General features: G+C 73.0%; 25 protein-coding genes. 18 read left to right on the top strand and 7 right to left on the bottom strand.

What is annotated here, in order from left to right; translation table 11 throughout:
* Positions 1 to 263: 263 nt before the first annotated feature.
* The 9 genes from ACIPW5_RS12460 to ACIPW5_RS12420 all read left to right on the top strand — a co-directional run bounded on the left by ACIPW5_RS12460 (position 264) and on the right by ACIPW5_RS12420 (position 7,763).
* The gene (locus tag ACIPW5_RS12460) at positions 264 to 623 is read left to right on the top strand and encodes a histidine triad nucleotide-binding protein (RefSeq protein WP_401243840.1); all 360 of its coding nucleotides are present in this window, start codon (positions 264 to 266) and stop codon (positions 621 to 623) included.
* 3 nt (positions 624 to 626) lie between these two features.
* A complete protein-coding gene (locus ACIPW5_RS12455) occupies positions 627 to 1,544 on the top strand; it encodes a ribonuclease Z (protein WP_401243838.1) in 918 nt (305 codons plus the stop codon).
* 129 nt (positions 1,545 to 1,673) lie between these two features.
* Entirely contained in the window at positions 1,674 to 2,762 is a 1,089-nt protein-coding gene (locus ACIPW5_RS12450) for a carbohydrate kinase family protein (protein ID WP_401243837.1), read from the top strand.
* A 128-nt stretch (positions 2,763 to 2,890) separates the two neighbouring features.
* On the top strand, positions 2,891 to 3,928 hold the full coding sequence (locus tag ACIPW5_RS12445; protein WP_401243836.1) for a PhoH family protein: 1,038 nt from the start codon (positions 2,891 to 2,893) through the stop codon (positions 3,926 to 3,928).
* Positions 3,929 to 3,941: 13 nt separating this feature from the next.
* Complete coding sequence (gene ybeY / locus ACIPW5_RS12440; protein ID WP_401243834.1) at positions 3,942 to 4,439, top strand: rRNA maturation RNase YbeY; 498 nt, start codon at positions 3,942 to 3,944, stop codon at positions 4,437 to 4,439.
* Entirely contained in the window at positions 4,436 to 5,743 is a 1,308-nt protein-coding gene (locus ACIPW5_RS12435) for a hemolysin family protein (RefSeq protein WP_401243832.1), read from the top strand. The genes ybeY and ACIPW5_RS12435 overlap by 4 nt, the downstream gene beginning before the upstream one ends.
* On the top strand, positions 5,740 to 6,093 hold the full coding sequence (locus ACIPW5_RS12430) for an MmcQ/YjbR family DNA-binding protein (RefSeq protein WP_401243830.1): 354 nt from the start codon (positions 5,740 to 5,742) through the stop codon (positions 6,091 to 6,093). The genes ACIPW5_RS12435 and ACIPW5_RS12430 overlap by 4 nt, the downstream gene beginning before the upstream one ends.
* A gap of 170 nt (positions 6,094 to 6,263) precedes the next feature.
* On the top strand, positions 6,264 to 6,641 hold the full coding sequence (locus ACIPW5_RS12425; protein ID WP_401243828.1) for a cytidine deaminase: 378 nt from the start codon (positions 6,264 to 6,266) through the stop codon (positions 6,639 to 6,641).
* 90 nt (positions 6,642 to 6,731) lie between these two features.
* Positions 6,732 to 7,763 (top strand): aminoglycoside phosphotransferase family protein, encoded by a 1,032-nt coding sequence (locus ACIPW5_RS12420; protein WP_401243826.1) that lies wholly within the window; start codon positions 6,732 to 6,734, stop codon positions 7,761 to 7,763.
* Here ACIPW5_RS12420 and ACIPW5_RS12415 read toward each other — a convergent pair.
* Positions 7,744 to 9,051, bottom strand: coding sequence for an MFS transporter (locus ACIPW5_RS12415; RefSeq protein WP_401243824.1), 1,308 nt, complete (start codon positions 9,049 to 9,051; stop codon positions 7,744 to 7,746). The genes ACIPW5_RS12420 and ACIPW5_RS12415 overlap by 20 nt on opposite strands.
* Positions 9,052 to 9,122: 71 nt before the next feature.
* Here ACIPW5_RS12415 and ACIPW5_RS12410 point away from each other — a divergent pair, with 71 nt between their 5' ends.
* The 3 genes from ACIPW5_RS12410 (at position 9,123) to era (ending at position 12,845) form a co-directional block, all read left to right on the top strand.
* Positions 9,123 to 10,145, top strand: a complete 1,023-nt coding sequence (locus tag ACIPW5_RS12410) for a GlxA family transcriptional regulator (protein WP_401243822.1) — start codon at positions 9,123 to 9,125, stop codon at positions 10,143 to 10,145.
* A 53-nt stretch (positions 10,146 to 10,198) separates the two neighbouring features.
* Positions 10,199 to 11,302: a beta-xylosidase gene (locus tag ACIPW5_RS12405; protein ID WP_401243820.1), complete on the top strand. Its 1,104-nt coding sequence runs from the start codon at positions 10,199 to 10,201 to the stop codon at positions 11,300 to 11,302.
* A gap of 592 nt (positions 11,303 to 11,894) precedes the next feature.
* Positions 11,895 to 12,845, top strand: a complete 951-nt coding sequence (gene era / locus ACIPW5_RS12400) for a GTPase Era (RefSeq protein WP_401243818.1) — start codon at positions 11,895 to 11,897, stop codon at positions 12,843 to 12,845.
* 194 nt (positions 12,846 to 13,039) lie between these two features.
* Here era and ACIPW5_RS12395 read toward each other — a convergent pair whose 3' ends face one another.
* From ACIPW5_RS12395 to ACIPW5_RS12380, 4 genes are all read right to left on the bottom strand, one after another.
* Positions 13,040 to 13,702: an SAM-dependent methyltransferase gene (locus tag ACIPW5_RS12395; RefSeq protein WP_401243816.1), complete on the bottom strand. Its 663-nt coding sequence runs from the start codon at positions 13,700 to 13,702 to the stop codon at positions 13,040 to 13,042.
* A gap of 122 nt (positions 13,703 to 13,824) precedes the next feature.
* Complete coding sequence (locus tag ACIPW5_RS12390; RefSeq protein WP_401243814.1) at positions 13,825 to 14,634, bottom strand: GNAT family N-acetyltransferase; 810 nt, start codon at positions 14,632 to 14,634, stop codon at positions 13,825 to 13,827.
* Positions 14,635 to 14,679: 45 nt separating this feature from the next.
* Positions 14,680 to 14,952, bottom strand: a complete 273-nt coding sequence (locus ACIPW5_RS12385; protein ID WP_401243812.1) for a protealysin inhibitor emfourin — start codon at positions 14,950 to 14,952, stop codon at positions 14,680 to 14,682.
* Between the two features lie 33 nt (positions 14,953 to 14,985).
* On the bottom strand, positions 14,986 to 16,062 hold the full coding sequence (locus ACIPW5_RS12380) for a M4 family metallopeptidase (RefSeq protein ID WP_401243810.1): 1,077 nt from the start codon (positions 16,060 to 16,062) through the stop codon (positions 14,986 to 14,988).
* Between the two features lie 365 nt (positions 16,063 to 16,427).
* On the opposite strand from ACIPW5_RS12380, the gene leuA reads away from it, so the two are divergent.
* Positions 16,428 to 18,191, top strand: coding sequence for a 2-isopropylmalate synthase (leuA, locus tag ACIPW5_RS12375; protein ID WP_401243808.1), 1,764 nt, complete (start codon positions 16,428 to 16,430; stop codon positions 18,189 to 18,191).
* A gap of 64 nt (positions 18,192 to 18,255) precedes the next feature.
* Here leuA and ACIPW5_RS12370 read toward each other — a convergent pair whose 3' ends face one another.
* Positions 18,256 to 19,014, bottom strand: coding sequence for an SDR family NAD(P)-dependent oxidoreductase (locus tag ACIPW5_RS12370; protein WP_401243807.1), 759 nt, complete (start codon positions 19,012 to 19,014; stop codon positions 18,256 to 18,258).
* A gap of 160 nt (positions 19,015 to 19,174) precedes the next feature.
* Here ACIPW5_RS12370 and ACIPW5_RS12365 point away from each other — a divergent pair, with 160 nt between their 5' ends.
* The 5 genes from ACIPW5_RS12365 (at position 19,175) to ACIPW5_RS12345 (ending at position 24,140) form a co-directional block, all read left to right on the top strand.
* Positions 19,175 to 19,870 (top strand): TerB family tellurite resistance protein, encoded by a 696-nt coding sequence (locus ACIPW5_RS12365; protein ID WP_401243805.1) that lies wholly within the window; start codon positions 19,175 to 19,177, stop codon positions 19,868 to 19,870.
* A gap of 569 nt (positions 19,871 to 20,439) precedes the next feature.
* Entirely contained in the window at positions 20,440 to 21,927 is a 1,488-nt protein-coding gene (locus tag ACIPW5_RS12360; protein ID WP_401243803.1) for a nucleobase:cation symporter-2 family protein, read from the top strand.
* Between the two features lie 82 nt (positions 21,928 to 22,009).
* Complete coding sequence (gene recO / locus ACIPW5_RS12355; protein ID WP_385771248.1) at positions 22,010 to 22,756, top strand: DNA repair protein RecO; 747 nt, start codon at positions 22,010 to 22,012, stop codon at positions 22,754 to 22,756.
* A gap of 11 nt (positions 22,757 to 22,767) precedes the next feature.
* The gene (locus ACIPW5_RS12350) at positions 22,768 to 23,589 is read left to right on the top strand and encodes an isoprenyl transferase (protein WP_125594784.1); all 822 of its coding nucleotides are present in this window, start codon (positions 22,768 to 22,770) and stop codon (positions 23,587 to 23,589) included.
* A gap of 23 nt (positions 23,590 to 23,612) precedes the next feature.
* Positions 23,613 to 24,140, top strand: coding sequence for a YcxB family protein (locus ACIPW5_RS12345; RefSeq protein WP_401243800.1), 528 nt, complete (start codon positions 23,613 to 23,615; stop codon positions 24,138 to 24,140).
* 16 nt (positions 24,141 to 24,156) lie between these two features.
* Here ACIPW5_RS12345 and ACIPW5_RS12340 read toward each other — a convergent pair whose 3' ends face one another.
* Complete coding sequence (locus ACIPW5_RS12340; RefSeq protein ID WP_401243798.1) at positions 24,157 to 24,585, bottom strand: Fur family transcriptional regulator; 429 nt, start codon at positions 24,583 to 24,585, stop codon at positions 24,157 to 24,159.
* Between the last annotated feature and the right edge of the window lie 36 nt (positions 24,586 to 24,621).

Genomic DNA, 24,621 nt, shown 5'->3' with positions numbered 1-24,621 from the left:
CTCAAACGCCGGCGGGGCTGATTTCAGCCCCGCCGGCGTTTGAGGCGCGGGCGCGGTAGCGCCGTAGGGGTCCGGGCGAAGCCCGGGGAACGGTGGAAGGGCGGGTAGGGGACCTCGCCCCGCGCAGCGGCACAGGGGCCCGCGCCGTCTCACGGCGTCCCGTACCGGGTCCCGGCCGGACCGGGCAGCGCGAACCCGATCCCGCCCGGGCAGGGCGGCGGTAGCATGCCCTGCGAACGATCAACGTCACGGGAGGCGCAGCAATGGCCGGGGAACCGCAGGCGGACTGCCTGTTCTGCAAGATCGTCGACGGCAAGGTGCCGGCGACCGTGGTCCGGGAGACCGAGACCACGATCGCCTTCCGGGACATCAGCCCACAGGCACCGACGCACGTGCTCGTCATCCCCAAGGCGCACTACCCGGACGCGGCCTCCCTCGCCGCCGCCGAGCCGGCCGTGATCGCCGACATACTGCGCGAGGCCGGGGAGATCGCCGCGGAGGAGAAGATCGCCGACCAGGGCTACCGGGTCGTCTTCAACACCGGGGCCGGCGCGGGCCAGACCGTCTTCCACGCCCACCTGCACGTCCTGGGCGGCCGCGGCCTCCAGTGGCCCCCCGGATAAGTCGTGTCCGTACGCGAGTTCGTGGTCCTCGGCACCGCCAGCCAGGTCCCCACCCGGCACCGCAACCACAACGGCTACCTGCTGCGCTGGGACGGTGAGGGCATCCTCTTCGACCCGGGCGAGGGCACGCAGCGGCAGATGCTGCGGGCCGGGGTCGCCGCGCACGACATCAACCGGATCTGCATCACGCACTTCCACGGCGACCACAGCCTCGGCCTGGCCGGGGTGATCCAGCGCATCAACCTCGACCAGGTCCCGCACCCGGTGACGGCGCACTACCCGGCCTCGGGGCAGAAGTTCTTCGACCGGCTGCGGTACGCCACCGCCTACCGGGAGACCGTGTCGCTGCGGGAGGAGCCGGTCGCCGCGGACGGGGTGCTCGCGGGCGGGCCCCCGTACGCCCTGGAGGCCCGGCGGCTCTCGCACCCGGTGGAGTCCTTCGGCTACCGGGTGACCGAGCCGGACGGGCGCCGGATGGTCCCCGGGCTGCTCGCGCGGTACGGGATCAAGGGGCCGGACGTGGGCCGGATCCAGCGCGAGGGGCGGCTGGAGCGGCCGGAGGGCGACGTCACGCTGGAGGACGTCAGCGAGCACCGGGCGGGCCAGCGGTTCGCCTTCGTCATGGACACCCGGCTCTGCGAGGGCGTGGACGCGCTGGCGGAGGGCTGCGACATGCTGGTCATCGAGTCGACCTTCCTCGACGCGGACGTCCGGCTGGCGCAGGACCACGGACACCTCACCGCCGGCCAGGCGGCGCGGGTGGCGCGGGACGCCGGTGTGCGGCACCTGGTGCTGACGCACTTCTCGCAGCGGTACGCGGACCCCTCGGAGTTCGAACGCGAGGCCCGTGCGGCGGGGTTCGAGGGCGAGCTGACGGTGGCGGCGGACCTGGGACGGGTGGCGCTGCCGAAGCGGGGGTGACGCCCGGGGTGAAGTGGGGCGGGGCCCCGGTGACGTGCGTCACACTGGGGTTTGTCCCGGCCGGGGCCGGGCAGGGCTGGCACCTTTCCAGCCCACTCGCAGAAACGACACTTCAACGGGGAGCACGCCGTGACCAGTCGGGACAGCCGCCGCATCACCCTCGACCCGCTCGGACCGGTCCGCGATCCCCAAGAGCCGGGCTGCGACGTCTTCCTGACCGGCACGGTCTTCCTCGACATCATCTTCACCGGCCTCGACTCGGCCCCCGTCCGCGGTACGGAGTCCTGGGCGCGCGGCATGGGCTCCAGCCCCGGCGGCGTCGCCAACATGGCCACCGCCCTCGCCCGCCTCGGCCTGCGCACCTCGCTGGCCGCCGCCTTCGGCGACGACCACTACGGCGAGTACTGCTGGGACGCCCTGGAGCAGGGCGAGGGCATCGACCTGTCCATGTCGCGCACCATCCCCGGCTGGCACAGCCCCGTCACGGTCTCCATGGCCTACGAGGGCGAGCGCACGATGGTCTCCCACGGCCACGAGGCGCCGCCCCCGGCGGGCCCGGGACCCTTCCCGTGGTGCCCCCCGAAGGCGCGGGCGGCGGTGGCCTCGCTCGGCGCCGGGCAGGGCGAGGACTGGATCTCCGAGGCGGCCCGCCGGGGCTCGCGGATCTTCGCGGACGTCGGCTGGGACGACACCGGGCGCTGGGACCTGGACGCGCTGGCCGACCTCCAGCACTGCGAGGCGTTCCTGCCCAACGCAGGAGAGGCGATGCGCTACACCCGGACCGAGTGTCCGCGCGCCGCGGCCCGGGCCCTCGCGGAGAAGGTCCCGGTCGCGGTGGTGACCATGGGCTCGGAGGGCTCGTACGCGGTGGACGGCCGCACGGGGGAGACCGCGGAGGTCCCCGCGATCACGGTGGACGCCCTGGACCCGACCGGTGCGGGGGACGTGTTCGTGGCCGGGTTCGTCACCGGCAGCCTCGCGGGGTGGCCGCTCGCCGACCGGCTGGCCTTCGCCGGGCTGACCGCCGCCCTGTCGGTGCAGGAGTTCGGCGGCTCCCTCTCCGCCCCGGGCTGGCCCGAGGTGGCCCACTGGTGGCGCACGGCCCCCGCCGCCCTGCGGGGCCGCTACGCCTTCCTGGACGACCTCGTCCCGCCGGGCGCCACCCCCTCCCCCCGCCGCCGCGCGGTCCCGACCATCGGCTTCCGGCACCCCGTCTAGGAGGCTCCCCGGTGCGCCCGGAAAACCCCTCGGGCACGCCCCGGGGTGGACGTACCCTTGGTACTCCGGAGGCCGGCGCTCGGATCGGCCCCTCAGTGGGAGGTATGCGCAGGCCACAGTGCCGGCCCATGACTCAGACACCGACAGCCCACACCCCGGCGCCGGGCCAGGCGCGAGCCCATTTCACGGTCCCGGCGACGCATCCGATGGTGACCGTGCTCGGCTCGGGCGACGCCCTGCTGCGCGTGATCGAGAAGGCTTTCCCGAAGGCCGACATCCATGTTCGGGGCAATCAGGTCAGCGCGATCGGAGCGGCGGCGGAAGTCGCCCTGATCCAGCGCCTGTTCGACGAGATGATGCTGGTGCTCCGCACCGGGCAGCCGATGACGGAGGACGCAGTGGAACGCTCGATCGCCATGCTCAAGGCGAACGGGAGCGGTGGCGGTGACACGGAGACCCCGGCCGAGGTGCTCACCCAGAACATCCTCTCCAGCCGCGGCCGCACCATCCGCCCCAAGACCCTCAACCAGAAGCGGTACGTCGACGCGATCGACAAGAACACGATCGTCTTCGGCATCGGCCCCGCCGGTACCGGCAAGACCTACCTCGCCATGGCGAAGGCGGTCCAGGCGCTGCAGTCCAAGCAGGTCAGCAGGATCATCCTGACCCGCCCCGCCGTCGAGGCGGGGGAGCGGCTCGGCTTCCTGCCGGGCACCCTCTTCGACAAGATCGACCCGTACCTGCGGCCGCTCTACGACGCCCTGCACGACATGCTCGACCCCGACTCGATCCCGCGCCTGATGGCGGCGGGCACGATCGAGGTGGCGCCGCTGGCGTACATGCGCGGCCGCACGCTCAATGACGCCTTCGTGGTCCTGGACGAGGCGCAGAACACGACCGTCGAGCAGATGAAGATGTTCCTGACGAGGCTCGGCTTCGACTCGAAGATCGTCATCACCGGTGACATCACCCAGGTCGACCTCCCGGGCGGTGCCAGGAGCGGCCTGCGCCAGGTCCAGGAGATCCTCGACGGGGTGCCGGACATCCACTTCTCGCGGCTCACGTCCGAGGATGTCGTCCGGCACAAGCTGGTCGGCCGTATCGTCGACGCGTACGAGAAGTACGACGACGCCCACCCGGCCCCGAACGGCCACCAGCGGAAGTAGAACCCAGCGCACCATGTCGATCGACGTCAACAACGAGTCCGGAACCGAGGTCGACGAGCAGGCGATCCTCGACATCGCCCGCTACGCGCTCACCCGGATGAGGATCCACCCGCTGTCCGAGCTCTCCGTCATCGTCATCGACGAGGACGCCATGGAGCAGCTCCACATCCAGTGGATGGACCTCCCCGGACCGACCGACGTCATGTCCTTCCCGATGGACGAGCTCCGTCCGCCGTCGAAGGACGACGAGGAGCCCCCGCAGGGGCTCCTCGGTGACATCGTGCTCTGCCCCGAGGTGGCCAAGAAGCAGGGCGACGAGGCGCCGACGCAGCACTCCATGGACGAGGAGCTCCAGCTCCTGACCGTCCACGGGGTGCTGCACCTGCTCGGGTACGACCACGAGGAGCCGGACGAGAAGGCCGAGATGTTCGGCCTCCAGGCGGCCATCGTCGACGGCTGGCGCGCCGAGCGCGGCATGACCGGTCCCTCCCCGGCCCCGACCGTCTCGTGACCGGCGCCGCCCAGCTGATCACCGGGGCGGTACTGCTGACCGTGGTGGCCTGGTTCGCGGCCTGCGCCGAGTCCGGGATCGCCCGCGTCTCCAGCTTCCGTGCCGAGCAGGCCGTACGGGAGGGCAGGCGCGGCAGCGCGAAGCTCGCCCAGGTCGCCGCCGACCCCACCCGCTACGTCAACGTGGCCCTGCTGGTGCGGGTGACCTGCGAGATGGCGGCGGGCGTGCTCGTGACGTACGTCTGCCTCGACGAGTTCGGCGAGAACTGGACGGCGCTGCTCGTCGCCATCGGGGTGATGGTGCTCGTGTCCTTCGTGGCGGTGGGCGTGTCCCCCCGCACGATCGGCCGCCAGCACCCGCTGAACACCGCGACGGCGGCCGCGTACGTCCTCGTACCGCTGGCGCGGGTGATGGGGCCGATCCCGCAGCTGCTGATCCTGATCGGCAACGCGCTCACCCCCGGGAAGGGCTTCCGCAAGGGGCCCTTCGCCTCCGAGGCCGAGCTGCGCGCGATGGTGGACCTCGCCGAGAAGGAATCCCTGATCGAGGACGACGAGCGCCGGATGGTGCACCAGGTCTTCGAGCTGGGGGACACCCTCGTGCGCGAGGTGATGGTGCCGCGCACCGACCTGGTCTGCATCGAGCGGTACAAGACGATCCGGCAGGCGACGACGCTCGCGCTCCGGTCCGGCTTCTCGCGGATCCCGGTCACCGGGGAGAACGAGGACGACATCGTCGGGATGGTGTACCTGAAGGACCTCGTCCGCCGGACGCACATCAACCGGGAGGCGGAGGCCGACCTGGTCTCGACGGTGATGAGGCCCGCGGTGTTCGTGCCCGACACCAAGAACGCCGGCGACCTGCTGCGCGAGATGCAGTCGGTCCGCAACCACGTGGCCGTCGTCATCGACGAGTACGGCGGCACGGCCGGCATCGTCACCATCGAGGACATCCTGGAGGAGATCGTCGGTGAGATCACCGACGAGTACGACCGGGAGATCGCGCCGGTGGAGGAGCTGGGCGAGGACCGCTACCGGGTCACGGCGCGGCTCGACATCACCGACCTCGGCGAGCTGTTCGGGGTGGAGGCCTTCGACGACGAGGACGTGGAGACGGTCGGCGGGCTGCTGGCCAAGGCGCTGGGCCGGGTGCCGATCGCGGGCGCCTCGGCGGTGGTGGAGCTGCCCGACGGGCGCCCGCTGCGGCTGACGGCCGAGTCCCCGGCGGGACGCCGGAACAAGATCGTCACGGTGCTCGTGGAGCCGGTGGCCGCGGCGGCGGCCGAAGGGGAGGAGGGGGAATGACCCCCGCGGAGCTGCGCGCGTTCTGCCTGGGCTTCAACGCGGCGGTGGAGGAGTTCCCCTTCACCCCGGAGACCTCGGTGTTCAAGGTGCTCGGCAAGGTGTTCGCGCTGACGGCGCTGGACGCCGAACCGCTGAAGGTCAACCTCAAGTGCGAGCCGGAGGCGGCCGTGCGGCTGCGGGCCGAGCACGAGGCGGTCGCGCCGGGCTGGCACATGAACAAGCGGCACTGGAACACCGTCACCGTGGGCGGGCTGCCGGACGCGATGGTGCGGGAGCTGGTCGAGGACTCGTACGACCTGGTCGTGGCGGGGCTGCCGAGGGCGGAGCGGCTGAAGCTCGACCGGCCGTGACGCCAGGCCCGAAGAGGGTCGAAGGTCATGTGGGGACGGGACCTTTGGATCGCAGGAACCCCTTACCTTTCGCTTAGGTTTGTCCTGCTCCACGGGGGAACGGGGGGGGTCGGGGAGCGGAGGAGGGCGCCCCGGCGGGGTCGTTGCACGGCCGCGCCGGGGCGCTCCCTATGCTTTCGCCTATGAGCGAGAGTGCCGTGGGCAACGGGATCGACCCCGAGGACAGCAAGATCATCACGCTGGCGCGCAGCGCCCGGGCCCGCAACGGAGTCCCCGAAGGGGCGGCCGTACGCGACGAGACCGGCCGCACCTACGTCGCCGGCACCGTGGAGCTCGACTCCCTGAAGCTGAGCGCCCTCCAGACGGCCGTGGCCATGGCCGTCGCCAGCGGCGCGAACTCCCTGGAGGCCGCCGCCGTCGTCAGCGCGGCCGACGCCCCCGCCGACGCCGACCGCGCCGCCGTCCGCGACCTGGGCGGCCCCGACACCCCGGTCCTCCTCGCCGCCCCCGACGGCACCCTGAAGTCCACCACCCCCGCCGGAGCCTGATCCGAGGCCTCCGGCGGTGCGCCGGAGCCGCCCGCCGAACAGGGCGGAATCCGATGGCGGCGCCCGCCGGCGCGGTGGTGTGATGGGCCGATGCAGCCCGACGCGCGCGAGACCGTGGACCGCGGAGACTTCCCCGGGCCCGTGACCCCCTGGGACCGGCCCGGCTGGCGGGCGGAGGCGCTCGACTGGGCCGCCGACGCCCTCGCCGCGCACGGGCTGGGCGAGCACGGCCCCAGGGAGGTCCGGCTGCGCCCCTGGTCCGTACTGGTGCGGTTCTCCGTCGGCGGCGGCGGCCCCGTGTGGTTCAAGGCCAACCCGCCCGCCAGCGCCTTCGAGGCCGGGCTGACCCGCGCCCTGGCCGACTGGTCCCCCGGCAGCACCCTGCGCCCCCTGGCCGTCGACCCCGCCCGGGGCTGGGCCCTGCTGCCCGACGGCGGGCCGCTCTTCGGGACGGTCCTGGACGACGACCGGGCGGACGGCGGCCCGCGCGCCTGGGAGGCGGTGCTCGGCCGGTACGCCGCACTCCAGCGCTCCCTCCTCCCGCGCACCCCGGAGATCGAGGCGCTCGGCGTGCCCGGCGCCCCCACCGCCGCACTGCCCGGGATCCTCGACCGGATGCTCGGGGAGAACACCGCCCTGGACGACACCGACCGGCGGGCCCTGCACGCCCTGCGGCCCCGCTTCGCCGGCTGGTGCGCGGAGCTCGCGGCGGCCGGGATCGGCGACACCCTCGACCACTCCGACCTCCACGAGGCGCAGGTCTTCGCCCCGGGGCCCGGCCGGTTCACCTTCTTCGACTGGGGCGACGCCTCCGTCACCCACCCCTTCTGCAGCCTGCTCGTCCCGGCCCGGGCCGCCGCCCGGCGGTACGGGCCCGAGGTGCTGCCCCGGCTGCGCGACGCCTACCTGGAGCCGTGGACCGGCGACGGGCGCACCCCCGGGGAGCTGCGCCGCGCGGCCCGGCTGGCCTGGCGGCTCGCGGCGATCGGCCGGGTCTCCGCCTGGGGCCGCTTCTTCCCCGTCGCCGCCCCGGACGCGGACGGCGGCGGGGAGACCGGGGACGCCGGGGACGCCGACCGGGCCCGCTGGCTGCGGGAACTGCTCACGCGGCCGCCGCTGTAGCGGGCTCCGCCGCCCGGCGGCGGATGACCATGGCCATCAGCGCCGCCACCGCGCACAGCCCGCCCGCCGCGTACCAGACCAGGTCGTACGAGCCGAGGGCGTCGCGGGCCACCCCGCCGAGGAAGGCCACCAGGGCCGCGCCCACCTGGTGCGAGGCCAGCACCCAGCCGAAGACGACCGCGCCGTCCTGCCCGTAGTGCTCGCGGCACAGGGCGATGGTCGGCGGGACGGTGGCGACCCAGTCCAGGCCGTAGAAGACGATGAAGAACACCATCGGCGGATGCACGCTCGGCGCCAGCAGCACCGGCAGGAACATCAGCGACACCCCGCGCAGCGCGTAGTACACGGCCAGCAGCCGGCGCGCCTCGAAGCGGTCGGTGAACCAGCCGGAGGCGATGGTGCCGAGCACGTCGAACACGCCGATCACCGCGAGCAGTCCGGCGGCGGCCGTCACCGGCATGCCGTGGTCGTGGGCGGCCGGGGTGAAGTGGGTGCGCACCAGCCCGTTGGTCGAGGCCCCGCAGATCGCGAAGGTGCCCGCCAGCAGCCAGAACGGGCCGGTGCGGGCCGCCCGGAAGAGCACGGTCAGGGCCCGGCGGGCCGCCCCCGGCACGGGAGCGGGCTTGGGCTCGTACACGCCGCCGTACGGGGCCAGGCCCACGTCGGCCGGGTGGTCGCGCAGCAGCAGCCAGACGAAGGGGACGACGGCGAGGGCCGACAGCGCGACGGTGACCGAGGCCGGGCGCCAGCCGTGGTTCTCCACCAGCCAGGACAGCAGCGGCAGGAAGACCAGCTGTCCGGAGGCACCGGCCGCGGTCAGGATGCCGGTGACCAGCCCGCGCCGGGCGGTGAACCAGCGGTTGGTCACCGTCGCCGCGAAGGCCAGCGCCATGGAACCGCTGCCCAGGCCCACCAGCACGCCCCAGAGCAGCACCAGCTGCCAGGCGGCCGTCATCCACACCGTGGCCAGCGAGCCGCCCGCGATCACGGTCAGGGCGACCGCGACCACCTTGCGGATGCCGAAGCGGTCCATCAGCGCGGCGGCGAAGGGCGCGGTGAGCCCGTAGAGCGCCAGGTTGACCGAGATCGCGAAGCCGATCGTGCCGCGCGACCAGTCGAACTCGGCGTGCAGCGGCTCGATGAGCAGTCCGGGGAGGGAGGCGAAGGCGGCCGCGCCGATGATCGTCACGAAGGCCACGGCGGCGGCGAACCAGGCCCGGTGGACGCGGCCGGGCCGGCGCGGGGTGCGCGGGGCGGCGGTGGGGGAGGCAGGGGCTGTCTGTGTCACGCGGACAGCTTCCGGCCCGCGGAGCCCCGTACGACAGTGGCCTGACTGTCATGCTTCGATACGATCGGGCCATGGCCACCGTCGAGAACCCGCACCGGGTCGTCGTCCTCGCCCTCACCGGGCTGCTGCCCTTCGAGCTCGGCATCCCGCACCGGATCTTCGGCCGGGCCAAGGACGCCGGGGAGCGGCACCTCTACGAGATCCTCACCTGTGGTCTCGCCCCCGGCCCGGTGGCCACCGACGCCGACTTCGCGGTCCACGTCGAGCACGGCCCCGAGCTGCTGGCGACGGCCGACACCGTGGTGGTGCCCGCATCGCACGAGCTGGGCCCGGTCCACGCCGAGGGCCGGCTGACCGACGAGCTGGCGGCGGCCCTCGCCCACGTCCGGCCCGGCACCCGGATGGTGTCCATCTGCACGGGCGGCTACGTGCTGGCCGCCGCCGGCTACCTGGACGGCCGCCCGGCCACCACCCACTGGGCCTACGCCGAGCACTTCCAGCGGATGTTCCCGGCCGTCCGGGTGGACGCCGACGTGCTCTACACCGACGACGGGGACGTGCTGACCTCCGCCGGGGTCGCCGCCGGGATCGACCTGTGCCTGCACATCGTGCGCCGCGACCACGGTGCGGCGATCGCCAACGACACCGCCCGGCGGACCGTCGTGCCGCCCCACCGCGAGGGCGGGCAGGCCCAGTTCATCCAGCGGCCCGTGCCCGACCCGCAGCAGGCCGGCACCGCGGCCGCGCGGGCCTGGGTGCTGGCCCGGCTGCACGAGCCCGTGCGGCTGAGCGACCTCGCCCGGCAGGAGGCCGTGTCGGTACGCACCTTCACGCGCCGGTTCCGCGACGAGTGCGGGGTGAGCCCGGGGGAGTGGATCACCGGGCAGCGGGTGGAGCGGGCCCGCCAGCTGCTGGAGCGGACGGAGCTGCCGGTCGAGACCATCGCGCGGGAGGCGGGCTTCGGGACCGCGCAGTCGCTGCGCAAGCACGTGCAGGCGGCGCTGGGGGTCAGCCCGACCGCCTACCGGCGCACCTTCCGCAGGACCGCGCCATCTTCTGATGGGCCATCAGTCGGTGCGGGGTCCGTGCATTGACTTCTCCCGCCGCCCGCTCGTGAATGGCCCCCTGTCGGGGAGGGGGCGGGCAGGTGCGGACACGCGCGCGCAGCAGGAGATGGTCGGCGGCCGTCGGCACGGCGGTGCTCGCGGCGGCCGCGCTGGGCACACCGGCCGCGGCCGAGGAGGAGACGCCGCCGGGGCGGTGCCCGGTCTCTGCCGAGGGCGCGGCGGCGGCCGGGGTGCCCGGCTCCGTCGCGGCACCGAGCACGGGCACCCCGGCCCCGGCCCCGGCCCCGGCGCCGGGCGGGGGCACGTCGACGGGCGCGCCCGTGGCGGGTGGGGGCCCTGCGCTGGGTAGTGCCGCCACGTCGGGTGGGGGCCCTGCGCTGGGTGGTACGTCGGCGCCGGGGGCGGGCGTGGGGCCCGGCGGGACCTCGCCCCCGCCGGAGGCCGGGGACGGGGCGTGCGTGCCGCCCGCCGCCCCGCTGCCGGTCATGAACCTGCGCCGGGTCGTCCTCGGCGCGGCCGACGGCGGGCCGGGCGCCCGGGTCCGCGTCACCGGGGCCGGCTTCACCCCCGGCGCGGCCGTGACCGTGGAGGGCCGCGCGGGCACCACCCGGACGGCCGACCGGGCGCGGGCCACCGCGGACGGGCGCGGGGCGCTCGTCGTGGAGCTGCCCGTCACGGACCGGGCCACGACGGGGGTGGTGGCGTACGAGGGCCCGGCCTGGTCGCCGCCGCTGGGCGCGGCGCCGGCGCCGTACACGCTCGTCCCCGCGGTCGCCGCCGACCCGGGCGCGCTGACGATGACCCAGGCGGGGGCGGCGGTGACCCTGGGGACGGTCGGGTACGGGGGTGGCGGCGCGGCCCCCGGGCGGATCGGCACGGTCACCGTCGACGACACCCGGCGCGGGGGCGGGGGGTGGAAGCTGACGGGGAAACTCACCGGGTTCACGGGTCCCGACGCCGCCGCCCCGGGGGCCGTGCTGACCTGGACCCCGTCCTGCCGGGGCGGCTGCGCGCCGGGCGCCGCGGGGACGGTGGGCGCGGACGGGGCGGTCCTGGCCACGGGGGCGGCGGGCGCGGGCACCGCCACGGTCGACGCCGTGCTGACGCTCACGCTCCCCGCGTACACCCCGCCGGGGGCGTACCGCGCGGTCCTCACCCTGACGCTGAGCCCAGCCCCTTCTTGACGCGCCGCACTCCTTCTCGACGTGCCGCTCGCGCGGCTCGGCGCCTGGGGCGCCTCCCCAGCTTCGTGCCGCTGCGCCGGACTCCGTCCGGCGGCCTGCCGGGCGGGGCCGGTTCGGGTGGCGGGGGCCGGTGGTGTGCCGCTGCGCGGGGCGGAGGTCCCCTACCCGCCCTTCCACCGTTCCCCGGGCCCTGCCCGGACCCGCGCCTCAAGCGCCGGCGGGGCTGGAAGTGCGCTCCGCGCACTCCAGCCCCGCCAGGCGACCAGCCCTGGCCGGCACATCCGGCTCCGGCCGGCCGAATCCAGCCTCGCCGGCGTTTGAGGCGCGGGGGTCTGGGGGCGGAGCCCCCAGGAGGGGTCCGGGCGCAGCCCGGGGAACGGTGGAAGGGCGGGGCGGGGAGAAAAGCCCTCCGGGCCGAGCCCGCCGGCAGGCGCCCGGGCCCGGGCGCCGGCGGGGCGTGTGGGCTCGGGTTCGGTCCGGGTGGGTGGGGGTGTGCGGGGCTTGCCCCGTGGGGTGGTGGTCCGGGCGGACGGGTCGGGTCCGGGGGCCCGTGGGGGCGGTCTGGTCGGCGCGGGGGGCCGCATCGGGGAGAATGGCCCGTATGAGCGATCGTTCCCCCGAGCCCACCGCCCCGCACCGCGCGGGCTTCGCCTGCTTCGTCGGCCGCCCCAACGCGGGCAAGTCGACCCTGACCAACGCGCTCGTGGGCACCAAGGTCGCGATCACCTCCAACCGGCCGCAGACCACCCGCCACACCGTCCGCGGCATCGTGCACCGCCCGGACGCGCAGCTGGTGCTGGTCGACACCCCCGGTCTGCACAAGCCCCGCACCCTGCTCGGCGAGCGCCTCAACGACGTCGTGCGCACCACCTGGGCCGAGGTCGACGTGATCGGCTTCTGCCTGCCCGCCGACCAGAAGCTCGGCCCCGGCGACAAGTTCATCGCCAAGGAGCTCGCGGGGATCAAGAAGACCCCCAAGATCGCCATCATCACCAAGACCGACCTGGTCGACTCCAAGCTGGTGGGTGAGCAGCTCATCGCCGTCCACCGGCTGGCCGAGGAGCTGGGCTTCGAGTGGGCCGAGATCGTGCCCGTCTCGGCGGTCGGCGACACCCAGGTGCAGCTGCTGGCCGACCTGATCGCGCCGCTGCTGCCCGAGAGCCCCCCGCTGTACCCGGAGGGCGACCTCACCGACGAGCCCGAGATGGTGATGGTCGCGGAGCTGATCCGCGAGGCCGCCCTGGAGGGCGTGCGCGACGAGCTCCCGCACTCCATCGCCGTCGTGGTCGAGGAGATGATCCCGCGCGAGAACCGGCCCGCGGACCGGCCGTTGCTGGACATCCACGCCAACGTCTACATCGAGCGCCCCAGCCAGAAGGGCATCATCATCGGCCCGAAGGGCTCGCGCCTGAAGGAGGTCGGCATGAAGTCGCGCAAGCACATCGAGGCGCTGCTCGGCACGCCGGTCTTCCTCGACCTGCACGTGAAGGTCGCCAAGGACTGGCAGCGCGACCCCAAGCAGCTCCGCAAGCTCGGCTTCTAGGCCGTCTCTTTCGGATCTGGCCGGTTAAGCCCGCGGCGTCCGGTGCCGTGCATCGCAAGGCGGAGAGGCGCCCGATTACTGGACGTACTCGGGTGCCTCGACAACGCAGCGAGGTGCGGTGCCGGGCGGCGCGGGTCTGGGGGCACCTCCCAGCGGTAGCTGGGGGAGCTAGATCCGGAAGAGACGGCCTAGCCCTACGAGCCCAGCCGGCGCAGCTTCAGCGCGTTGTCCCTGCGGGTTCCCGGCCGGCCGTCGGGGGCCGTCAGGGGCTGCTCGTGTTCCGCCGCCAGCAGGACCTCCCAGGCGCCCTCCGGCAGCTCCAGCTCCGCGAGCACCTCGTCCGGGGTCGGGAAGCGGACGTCGGCGTGCGCGTCCGGGTCCCAGGACGGCCCGCCCGCGTGCCCCGCGATCAGCAGGACGCCGCCGGGGGCCACGGCGGAGGCGGCCGTGCGCAGGATCCGCTCGCGCGGGAAGTCTCCGTACGAGTGCAGGAAGCACGCGGAGACCAGGTCGAACTTCCCGTCGGGGAAGGACTCGGCCAGGTCGTGCCGCTGGAGGTCGACGCGGTCGCCGAGCCCCGCCTCGGCGGCGTGCCCGGCCGCCCGCTCCAGGGCCACCCCGGAGATGTCGGTGCCGGTGACCCGCCAGCCCTGCCGGGCCAGCCACACGGCGTCGGCGCCCTCGCCGCAGCCGAGGTCGAGGGCCCGGCCGGGGGTGAGTCCGGCGGTCTCGCGGACCAGGACCTCGTTGGCCCGGCCGCTCCAGATGCGGTCGCTCTCGCGGTAGCGGGCGTCCCACCAGTGCTCGCTCGCGCCCTCGGGGTGCTGTTCCTGGTGATGGTGCCGGTGCTGGGACATGGGGGCCTCTTCCGTGGGGTCCCCCGGCGGTGGCCGGGGGAGGGTCTGCCGGTGCGGCCGATGGTGCGCCGCGGCCGCGGCCCGGGCAACTTCCGTTGCCGAACCGGCAAACCCCGTCGGGGTCAGGCTCCCGCCGGCTCCGCGATCAGGGCCGTGCCCACCCGGCGGAAGCCGGCGCGGGCGTAGATCCGGGCCACGTCCTCGTCCCCGGCCGACAGGAAGACCGTACGGGCGCCCCGGGCGCGGGCCTCGGCGACCAGGGCCGCCGTCACCCCGAGGGCCAGCCCCTGGCGCCGGGCGGTGGGGAGGGTGCCGACGCCGACGACCTCGACGACGTCGCCGACCGGGTTGTACTGGCCGGAGCACAGCACCTGCCCGTCGCGCACGGCCGCGGCCATCGCGGTGCGGCCGTCCGCGAGCATCGCCGACACGCGGGCCCGGCGCTCCTCGGCGCCGGGGTCCGCGAGCGCCGCCGCCAGCTCCGACGGGCCCGCCGTGCCCAGCGCCGTGCCGGGCTCGCCGAAGGCCAGCGCCGGTACGGTCACGGCGGCCCCCAGCAGCGGGTCGTCGGCGCCGAGCAGCCGGACCTCGGGATGCGGCGGGAGCGGTTCGGCGCCGGCGTCCAGTGCCATGAGGGGGTGGGCGTGGACGTGCAGCCCGGCGGCCTCCACCGCCGCCCGCAGCGAGGGAGTGGTTTCGGCCACCCACTCGAAGGACTCCGGCACCTCCAGCTCCCGCTGCCTCTCCAGCACCTTGAGCACGTCGGCGGCGGTCGCGTCGGAGCCGCCGAGCGCGGGCCGCGCGTAGTACTGCCAGCCCTGCCCCTCCTGGACGAACAGGGTCAGCGGCCCGAAGTCCTCGCCCCGCGCCCCGCCCCGGCGCGGGACGGCGTCGTAGTAGCGCTCCAGGGCATCCAAGATCGTTTCAGTCATCCCGCCATCCAAGCAGGACCACCGGGCCCCGGGCACCCGCTTTCCCTACGCACCCTCCTTCAGCACCCGGGAGACCAGGCTGCGCTGGGCGTCCGAGAGGTGCGGGTCCTGGCAGGACACCGTCCGCCCGTCCACCGTGATCCGGTACGAGAACCCGTCCCGGACCCCGCCCGGCCCCTGGCCGCCCCGGGGGTCCGGGCGCAGTGCCAGCAGGGCCAGCGCCTGCCACTCCTCCTCGTCGGGCCGGCCCGAGGTGTCCACCTCGGCCCGGCGCTCGATCCCCGCGAAACCGCCCGTCCGCACCACTTCGATCCGCATGGTGCCCCTTCTACCCCAGGAGGGCGGCCGGGCCTAGGCCAGGCCGACGGCCGACCAGGCCTTCTGGAGGGCCTGGTGTTCCGCGCCGCCCTCGCCGTACCGGGTGGCGGCCGCGGCCGTCGACAGGCCGGCGAAGTCCTTGAAGGAGGCCTTCTCGCCCAGCTGTCCGCCGGTCAGGGTGTCGTACCAGATCTGCCCGGCCCGCTCCCAGGCCTTGCCGCCCAGCTCGGTGGCCGCGACGTAGAAGGCGTGGTTCGGGATCCCGGAGTTGATGTGGACGCCGCCGTTGTCGCGGGTGGTCACGACGTAGTCGTCCATGGTCGCGGGCTGCGGGTCCTTGCCGAGCTCGTCGTCGTCGTACGCGGTCCCGGGCGCCTTCATGGACCGCAGCGCGACCCCGGTGACGTTCGGCCCGAGCAGCCCGGCGCCGATCAGCCAGTCCGCCTGGTCGGCGGTCTGGCCGAGGGAGTACTGCTTGATCAGCGAGCCGAAGACGTCCGACATGGACTCGTTGAGCGCCCCGGACTGGCCGTGGTAGTCGAGGTTGGCCGTGTACTGGGTGACGCCGTGGGCCAGCTCGTGCCCGATGACGTCCACCGACACCGTGAAGTCGAGGAACAGGTCGCCGTCGCCGTCGCCGAAGACCATCTGGCGGCCGTCCCAGAAGGCGTTGTTGTACTCCTGGCCGTAGTGGACGGTCGCGTCCAGCGGCAGTCCGGAGTCGTCGATGGAGTGCCGGCCGAAGGCCTTGAGGAACAGTTCGTAGGTCGCTCCGAGCCCGGCGTAGGCGCGGTTGACGGTGGCGTCCTTGACCGGTTCGGAGCCCTCCGCCCGGACCTTCTTCCCGGGCAGCCGGGTGCGGTGCTGGGCGTCGTAGATCGTCCGGGCGGGCCCCTCGGCGGGTGCGTCGGCCAGGGACGGGACGATCCCCCGGAGGGCGTTGACCTGCCGGCGCTCGCGCAGGCCGCTGTCGTGTTCGAGGGTGCGCAGCGCGGCCTCGGCCCGCACGCTGTCCGCGGACTGGGCGGCCTTGCGGAGCAGGTACGGGGGCACGACGGTGCAGAAGACGGGGTGGTGGGGGGTGTGGACAGGGGAAAGGGAGGCATCCATGCACGGCAATGTGGCAGTGGGTCACGGCGCTGTCACTAGCGGCGACCATGATTCATTCGGTTGTCTCAAATCTGACGCGCCGCGTTGACGGATCGCCCTGACCTGGGCGCGCGAAGGGAGCCGTAGCTCACAAAGGGTGTAAATCGGGCACCCCGGTCTTGCATACTGAAACAGGTCCTCGCGATACGGCGCGGCTCGGTTAGGCTCGGCCCATCATGCGTTTCGGGCTGCTTCTCCTTAGCTGCCGCGGCGAGGGTCTGTAGTCGTAGGCCGGCCCCCTCCCCGCGGAGTTTGGTGTTGCGGTTTTTACGACCGCCGTCGGCCGTTCAGCGAACTACACGCGGACACGCGAGGAGCCCAACGCCATGAGCCAGCACACTTTTGTCGGTCGCCCCATGCCCATCACGAACGCGACCCACACCCAGAAGCCCTCCGGGATGCCGATCCACAAGTACGGCCAGTACGAGCAGGTGGACATCCCCGACCGCACCTGGCCGGACGCCCGCGTCACCAAGGCTCCCCGCTGGCTCTCCACCGACCTGCGCGACGGCAACCAGTCGCTGATCGACCCGATGACCCCCGCCCGCAAGCGCGAGATGTTCGACCTGCTGGTGCGCATGGGCTACAAGGAGATCGAGGTCGGCTTCCCGTCCTCCGGCGAGACCGACTTCGCCTTCGTGCGCTCCATCATCGAAGAGGGCGCGATCCCGGACGACGTCACCATCTCCGTACTGACCCAGGCCCGCGAGGACCTGATCGAGCGGACCGTCGAGTCGCTGATCGGCGCCAAGCGCGCCACCGTGCACCTGTACAACGCGACCGCCCCGACCTTCCGCCGGGTCGTCTTCCGCGGCTCCAAGGAGCAGATCAAGCAGATCGCCGTCGACGGCACCCGCCTGGTCATGGAGTACGCCGAGAAGCTGCTGGGCCCGGAGACCACCTTCGGCTACCAGTACAGCCCGGAGATCTTCACCGACACCGAGCTGGACTTCGCCCTGGAGGTCTGCGAGGCCGTCTGCGACGTCTGGCAGCCGGGCGAGGGCCGCGAGATCATCCTGAACCTGCCCGCCACCGTGGAGCGCTCCACGCCGTCCACCCACGCGGACCGCTTCGAGTGGATGGCCCGCAACCTGACCCGCCGCGAGCACGTCTGCATCTCCGTGCACCCGCACAACGACCGCGGCACCGCCGTCGCCGCCGCCGAGCTGGCGCTGATGGCCGGCGCCGACCGCATCGAGGGCTGCCTGTTCGGGCAGGGCGAGCGCACCGGCAACGTCGACCTGATCACCCTGGGCATGAACCTGTTCTCGCAGGGCATCGACCCGCAGATTGACTTCTCCCAGATCGACGAGATCCGCCGCACCAGCGAGTACTGCAACCAGATGGAGGTCCACCCGCGCCACCCCTACGCGGGCGACCTGGTCTACACCGCCTTCTCCGGCTCCCACCAGGACGCCATCAAGAAGGGCTTCGACGCCATGGAGGCCGACGCGGCCGCCCAGGGCAAGACCGTGGACGACATCGAGTGGGCGGTCCCGTACCTGCCCATCGACCCCAAGGACGTCGGCCGCTCCTACGAGGCGGTCATCCGGGTCAACTCGCAGTCCGGCAAGGGCGGCATCGCGTACGTCCTGAAGAACGACCACAAGCTGGACCTGCCGCGCCGCATGCAGATCGAGTTCTCGCGGATCATCCAGGCCAAGACCGACGCCGAGGGCGGCGAGGTCACGCCCAAGGCGATCTGGGACGTCTTCTCGGACGAGTACCTGCCCAACCCCGAGAACCCGTGGGGCCGCATCCAGCTGCGCTCCGGCTCCACCGCCACCGACAAGGACGGCACGGACACGCTGACCGTCGAGGCGGTCGTGGACGGCGTGGAGACGGTCCTGAACGGCACCGGCAACGGTCCGATCTCGGCCTTCTTCGACGCGCTGGCCGGCATCGGCGTCGACGCCCGCCTGCTGGACTACACCGAGCACACGATGAGCGAGGGCGCCTCCGCCGTCGCCGCCTCGTACATCGAGTGCGCGATCGACGGCCGGGTCCTGTGGGGCATCGGCATCGACGCCAACACCACCCGCGCCTCCCTGAAGGCGGTCATCTCCGCCGTCAACCGCGCGGGCCGCTGATTCACCCGACGGAGCCCCGCCCCTCCCACCGGAGGGGCGGGGCTCCGTCGTCGTGCGGACCCGCTCACCGGGCCAGGTAGCCGCCGTCCACCGGAAGGACCGCCCCGGTCACGAAGGAGGCCGCGTCGGAGGCCAGGAAGGCGATGACGCGGGCCACCTCCTCCGGCTCGCCGAGCCGGCCCATCGGGTGGGCCGCCGCGACCTCCGCGAGGTACTCCGGGCCGCCCGGCTCGTCGTCCAGCGCCAGCACCCGCTCCGTGCGGATGGTTCCGGGGGCCACCGCGTTGACGCGGATCCCGCGCGCCGCCCACTCGACCGCCAGGTGCTTGGTCAGCCCCGAGGCCACGAACTTCGCCGGCCCGTAGGCGGCCTGGCGAGCCTGCCCGGCCACCCCCGAGATCGAGGAGACGCAGACCAGCGCCCCGCCCGCCGGGCGCTGCGCGGTCATCGCCTCGATGGCGTACTTGCAGGTCAGGAACATGCCCCGGCCGTCGACCGCCATGACGTGGTCCCAGTCCTCGGGGGTGGTCTCGCGTACGTCCGACAGGGGGAGCACCCCGGCGTTCGCCACGGCGACGTCGAGCCGCCCGTACGCGGCGACGGCGGCGGTCACCATCGCGCGGTTGGCCTCCGGATCGGACACGTCACCGGTCACGACGGTGACCCCGTGCCCTTCCGCGGCGAGCTCCGCGCGCAGGGACTCCAGGCCGGGGCCGTTGACGTCGGACGCGGTCACACGGGCCCCGGAACGGGCCAGCAGCAGGGCCGTGGCCCGGCCGATGCCGCTCGCGGCTCCGGTCACCAGACAGGACTTCTCGTTCATGCCGGAGAGGGTAGGGAAAGCGGAGCGGCGCCGGGGGCGCACTTCGGCCAACTCCCGGCCCCGCGGGATGTTGTCTTGTCGCACGACTGACGCATCCTCACCGATGTGGCTAACATCACGCCAACCCGGCGCTGCTGCCGGATGGTTATGGAGGTGCGACGTGCTGCCAGTTCGGGGTGGGGACGGCCGGAAGCTGACCGTCTGGGGCATCCGCACCACCTGGAACACCGTGGGGGACGGGGAGTTCTTCTGCCCCGGCTGCGGCGGTGACCGCAACTACCGCCGGCGCACCGGGCGCAGGCGCTTCACCGTGCTCGGCGTGCCGCTGCTGCCGCGCGGCGAGGCCGGGCCGGTCGTCGAGTGCCAGGGCTGCCGGCGGCGCTTCGACACCGACGTGCTGGACCACCTGACCACCACCCGCTTCTCGGCCCTGCTGCGCGACGCCGTGCACACCGTGGCACTGGCCGTCCTCGCGGCGGGCGGGACCGCCTCGCGCAGCGCCCTGGAGGCCGCCGTGGCGGCCGTACGGGCCGCCGGGTTCCAGGACTGCACCGCGGAGCAGCTGGAGTCCCTCGTGGAGGCGCTGGCCACCGACGAGGGCCGGCTGGGGCTGTACGACGGGCCCGAGTGCTGCGGGGCCGCGCTGTCGATCGAGCTCCACGAGGCGCTGGAGCCGCTGGCCCCGCACCTGGCGGGGCCCGGGCGGGAGTCCGTCCTGCTCCAGGGCGCGCGGATCGCGCTCGCGGACGGGCCCTACATCCCGGCCGAGCGCGAGGTGCTGGCCACGGTCGGCGCGGCGCTGCGGATGGGCACGGACGAGGTGGCCGGACTGCTGTCGGCGGTCCGCGCTCCCTAGTACCCACGCGTACGGAGGTCCGGGCCCGGCGGTTTTCCGCCGGGCCCGGCCGCGTTTCGGGGCGGAATTCCGCGATGCGGAGTTCCGGGAGGTAACGATCCGGCCTCGCGGGGGTGAACCGGCCGGTATTTTGATCCGTGCAAGGGGTGGAGTTCCCACTTCCGTACAAGAATTCCGCATTTCGGACGGCCGGAATTAACCCCTCTGATTTGCGTGACCGAAGGCTTGCTAAGCCGGTAATCCCCTGTCAGGACGGGGAACTTCGCAGGTGTGCAGCGGGAACGGGAGACTCCGGGGGTGTCGTCCCATACTCCTGTGCAGGGGCGGGCGCCACTGGAGGAACCTCCAGATCGAAGGTCCCAGAACGTCAACACTTTGTCGAAGTCGACGATATCTGTGAGCACTTCCACAGGCGTTCAATTCCGGTCACACGACGAGATCTGCGTGTTCGCACTGACAACCCCGGCGGACCAACGGGTTAACGACCCACTCCGGCCAGGGATAACCAGGTTCCACCCGAATTTCTCCCGCATTCCTCTCAGTTACCTACCTTGAAGGGCAAGGCAGAGATGGCACGTGTCGCCGCCCGGCTTTCCGCCAACGGAGAGCAGAGCACGCACCCGGTCGACGAGGTGCTCCCCCTCCCCAAGCTCGCGCTGTACGGCTTCCAGCACGTACTCGCCTTCTACGCCGGCGCGGTGATCGTCCCGATCATCGTGGGCAGCGCACTCAAGCTGAGCCCTGAACAGCTGGTCTACCTGATCAACGCGGACCTCTTCACCTGCGGTATCGCCTCGATCATCCAGGCCTTCGGCATCGGCAGGATCGGCGCGCGGCTGCCGCTCATCCAGGGCGTCACCTTCACCGCCGTGTCCCCGATGATCGCCATCGGCCTCGGCGCCGGCGGCGGCACCGCCGCACTGCTGGTCATCTACGGCGCGGTCATCACCGCCGGCATCGCCACCTTCGCCTTCGCCTGGCTGCCCGCCAAGGCCTTCAAGGCGGTCATGCGGCTCTTCCCGCCGGTGGTCACCGGCACCGTGATCACCGTCCTCGGCATCGTCCTGATCCCGGTCGGCCTCAACGACGCGGCCGGCGGCCTCGGCAGCCCCGACTTCGGCGACCCGAAGAACTTCGCCTACGCCGGCGGCACGATGCTCTTCATCCTGATCCTGATGAAGCTCGGCAAGCCGTTCGTCTCCAGCATCGCCATCCTCCTCGGCCTGGTCGTCGGCACCGGCGTCGCGTTCGCCCTCGGGGACGCGAAGTTCGGCGACGTCGGCAACGCCGACTGGATCGGCGTCACCACGCCCTTCCACTTCGGCGTCCCGAAGTTCGAATGGTTCCCGATCGTCCTGATGCTGATCGTCATGCTGATCACCATGGTCGAGACGACCGGCGACACCTACGCGGTCGGTGACATCGTCGGCAAGGAGGTCGACAGCGAGACCGTGGCCCGCGCCCTGCGCGCCGACGGCGCCGCGACGGCCCTCGGCGGCGTCCTGAACTCCTTCCCCTACGTCGCCTTCGCCGAGAACGTCGGCCTGGTGCGGATGACCAAGGTCAAGAGCCGCTTCGTGGTCGTCGCCGCGGGTGTCTTCATGATCGTCCTCGGTCTGCTGCCCAAGGCCGCCGCGATCGTCGCCGGTGTCCCGCACGGGGTCCTCGGCGGCGCCGCCACCGTCATGTTCGCCATGGTCGCGCTGGCCGGCATCCAGACCCTGGCCAAGGTGGACCTCAAGGAGGAGAAGAACGCGCTGGTCGTGGGCGTCTCCCTCGCCTTCGCCCTGCTCCCGGCCACCGTTCCGGTCCTCTTCTCCAAGTACATGGACCCGGACCTGTCCTCGCTCCTCAACAGCGGTGTCACCCTCGGTGCCACGGCCGCCATCGTCCTCAACCTGATCTTCAACGGCCTGGCCAAGGACGACGCCCAGACCGCCGCCCAGGCCCCCGCCGAAGCCCCCCGGGCCGGGCTGCCCGCCCAGCCCGCGGCCGCCCCGGCCGGCGCGGAGAAGGCGGCCGAGAAGGCCGACGACGCGGGTGCGCCCGCCTCCTGATCCTCCCAAGGGGTGCCGACCCCCGTCCGGACACGGTCCGGGCGGGGGTCGGCGCTGTCCGCGCTCAGGGGACAATGGGGCCATGAGTCTGTTCCGCGACGACGGCATCGTGCTGCGCACCCAGAAGCTGGGTGAGGCGGACCGCATCATCACGCTCCTCACCCGCGGCCACGGCCGCGTCCGGGCCGTCGCCCGCGGGGTGCGGCGCACCAAGTCCAAGTTCGGCGCCGGGCTGGAACCTTTCTCCCACGCCGACGTGCAGTTCTTCGCCCGCGGCAGCGAGCTGATCGGCCGCAGCCTGCCGCTGTGCACCCAGACCGAGATCATCGCCCCCTACGGCAACGGCATCGCCACCGACTACGCCCGCTACACCGCCGGCACGGCCATGCTGGAGACCGCCGAACGCTTCACCGAGAACGAGGGCGAGCCCGCCGTACAGCAGTACCTGCTGCTGGTCGGAGCCCTGCGCACGCTCTCGCGCGGCGAACACGAGCCGCACCTGATCCTCGACGCCTTCCTGCTGCGCTCCCTCGCCGTCAACGGCTACGCCCCCAGCTTCGAGGACTGCGCGAAGTGCGGGATCCACGGCCCCAACCGGCACTTCTCCGTCGCCGCCGGCGGGGTCATATGCGGGGACTGCCGGGTGCCGGGCTCCGTCGTACCCTCGTCGGAGGCCATCGCCCTGCTCAGTGCCCTGCTGACGGGCGACTGGAAGCACGCGGACGCCTGCGAGGCGCGCCACGCGCGCGAGGGCAGCGGGCTGGTCTCGGCCTATTTGCACTGGCATCTGGAGCGCGGGCTACGCTCCCTCCGATACGTCGAGAAATAGGAGCTGGGCACATGGCACGACGCGGGATTCTGGGACGCTCTCGCCGCGAGTACAAGGTTCCCGAGCCGCACCCGTCCGGTGCGCGTCCGCCGAAGATCCCCGGCGAGCTGGTCCCGAACCACGTCGCCATCGTCATGGACGGCAACGGCCGCTGGGCCAAGGAGCGCGGCCTGCCCCGCACCGAGGGCCACAAGGTCGGCGAGGGCGTCGTCCTCGACGTCCTCAAGGGCTGCCTGGAGATGGGCGTCAAGAACCTCTCCCTCTACGCCTTCTCGACGGAGAACTGGAAGCGCACGCCCGACGAGGTCCGCTTCCTGATGAACTTCAACCGCGACGTCATCCGGCGCCGCCGCGACGAGATGAACGAGCTCGGCATCCGGATCCGCTGGGTCGGCCGCATGCCGAAGATGTGGAAGTCCGTCGTCCAGGAGCTCCAGGTCGCGCAGGAGCAGACCGTCGACAACGACGCCATGACCCTGTACTTCTGCGTCAACTACGGCGGCCGCGCCGAGATCGCGGACGCGGCGCAGGCGATCGCCCGCGACGTTGCCGCCGGCAAGCTGGACCCCTCGAAGGTCAACGAGAAGACCTTCGCCAAGTACATCTACTACCCGGACATGCCGGACGTGGACCTGTTCCTGCGCCCCAGCGGCGAGCAGCGCACCTCCAACTACCTGATCTGGCAGAGCGCGTACGCCGAGATGGTCTTCCAGGACGTGCTGTGGCCGGACTTCGACCGCCGCAACCTCTGGGACGCCTGCCTGGAGTACGCGCAGCGCGACCGCCGCTTCGGCGGCGCCGTCCCGAACCAGCCCGAGGGCACCGGGAGCTGAACCCTGCGTTAGGCTCCGCCGCCATGGACACGACCAACCAGGCGGTGGAGCTGCACTACGGCGCCGCCCCCCACGACGCGTGGGCGGTGCTGCGGTGGCGCGCCCTGCGGACGCCCGCGGGCCGCCGGGAACTGCTGCTGTGGCTGGTGGCGCTCCCCGCCGTGCCGGTCGCGCTCGTCGCGGCCCAGCACGGCCGTGCGGCGGACCCGGCGGGTCTGGCCCTCGCGGGCGGGGTGGGAGCGCTCCTGGGGGCCGTCTGGCACCTCCTGGACCTGCGGCGGCGGGCGCGCCGGATGCACCGCTGGGCCGCGGAGCACCCCGAGTACACCTGCGTGGTCACCGGGCTGGGAACGCAGAACCACCGCCCCGACGGGACGGCGGTCGCCTACAGGTGGGACAAGTACCGGGGCTGGGCCGAGACCCGGGGCCTGTTCGTCCTCGTCTTCCACAACGGGGACCTGGGCTGGCTGCCGAAGCGCGCCGCCCGGGCCCCCGGGGACCTCGACCGGATCCGATCGTTCTTCGACCGGAACCTGACCCGGCTGGGCTAGATCCGGAAGAGACGGCCTAGCCGGCGGCCGCGCAGTCGGCGCAGGTGCCGAAGATCTCGACGGTGTGCGCCACGTTCACGAAGCCGTGCTCCGCCGCGATCGACTCCGCCCACTTCTCCACGGCCGGCCCCTCCACCTCGACCGCCTTGCCGCACTTGCGGCAGACCAGGTGGTGGTGGTGGTCCCCGGTGGAGCAGCGCCGGTACACGGACTCGCCGTCGCTGGTGCGCAGCACGTCGACCTCGCCGGCGTCCGCGAGGGACTGGAGGGTGCGGTAGACGGTGGTCAGGCCCACGGAGTCACCGCGGTGCTTGAGCATGTCGTGCAGCTCCTGGGCGCTGCGGAACTCGTCCACCTCGTCCAGCGCCGCCGCCACGGCTGCCCGCTGCCGGGTGGATCGCCCTCGTACTGGCGCGGTACCCGTCTCGCCAGGCGCAGTCGCCACCGGTTCCTCCTCGTTTAGGCCTGCCGCCATTGTGCC

It is taken from the genome of Streptomyces sp. NPDC090077, assembly GCF_044747545.1.
Lineage (GTDB): Bacteria > Actinomycetota > Actinomycetes > Streptomycetales > Streptomycetaceae > Streptomyces.
This window is presented reverse-complemented; position numbering and strand designations above follow the sequence as displayed.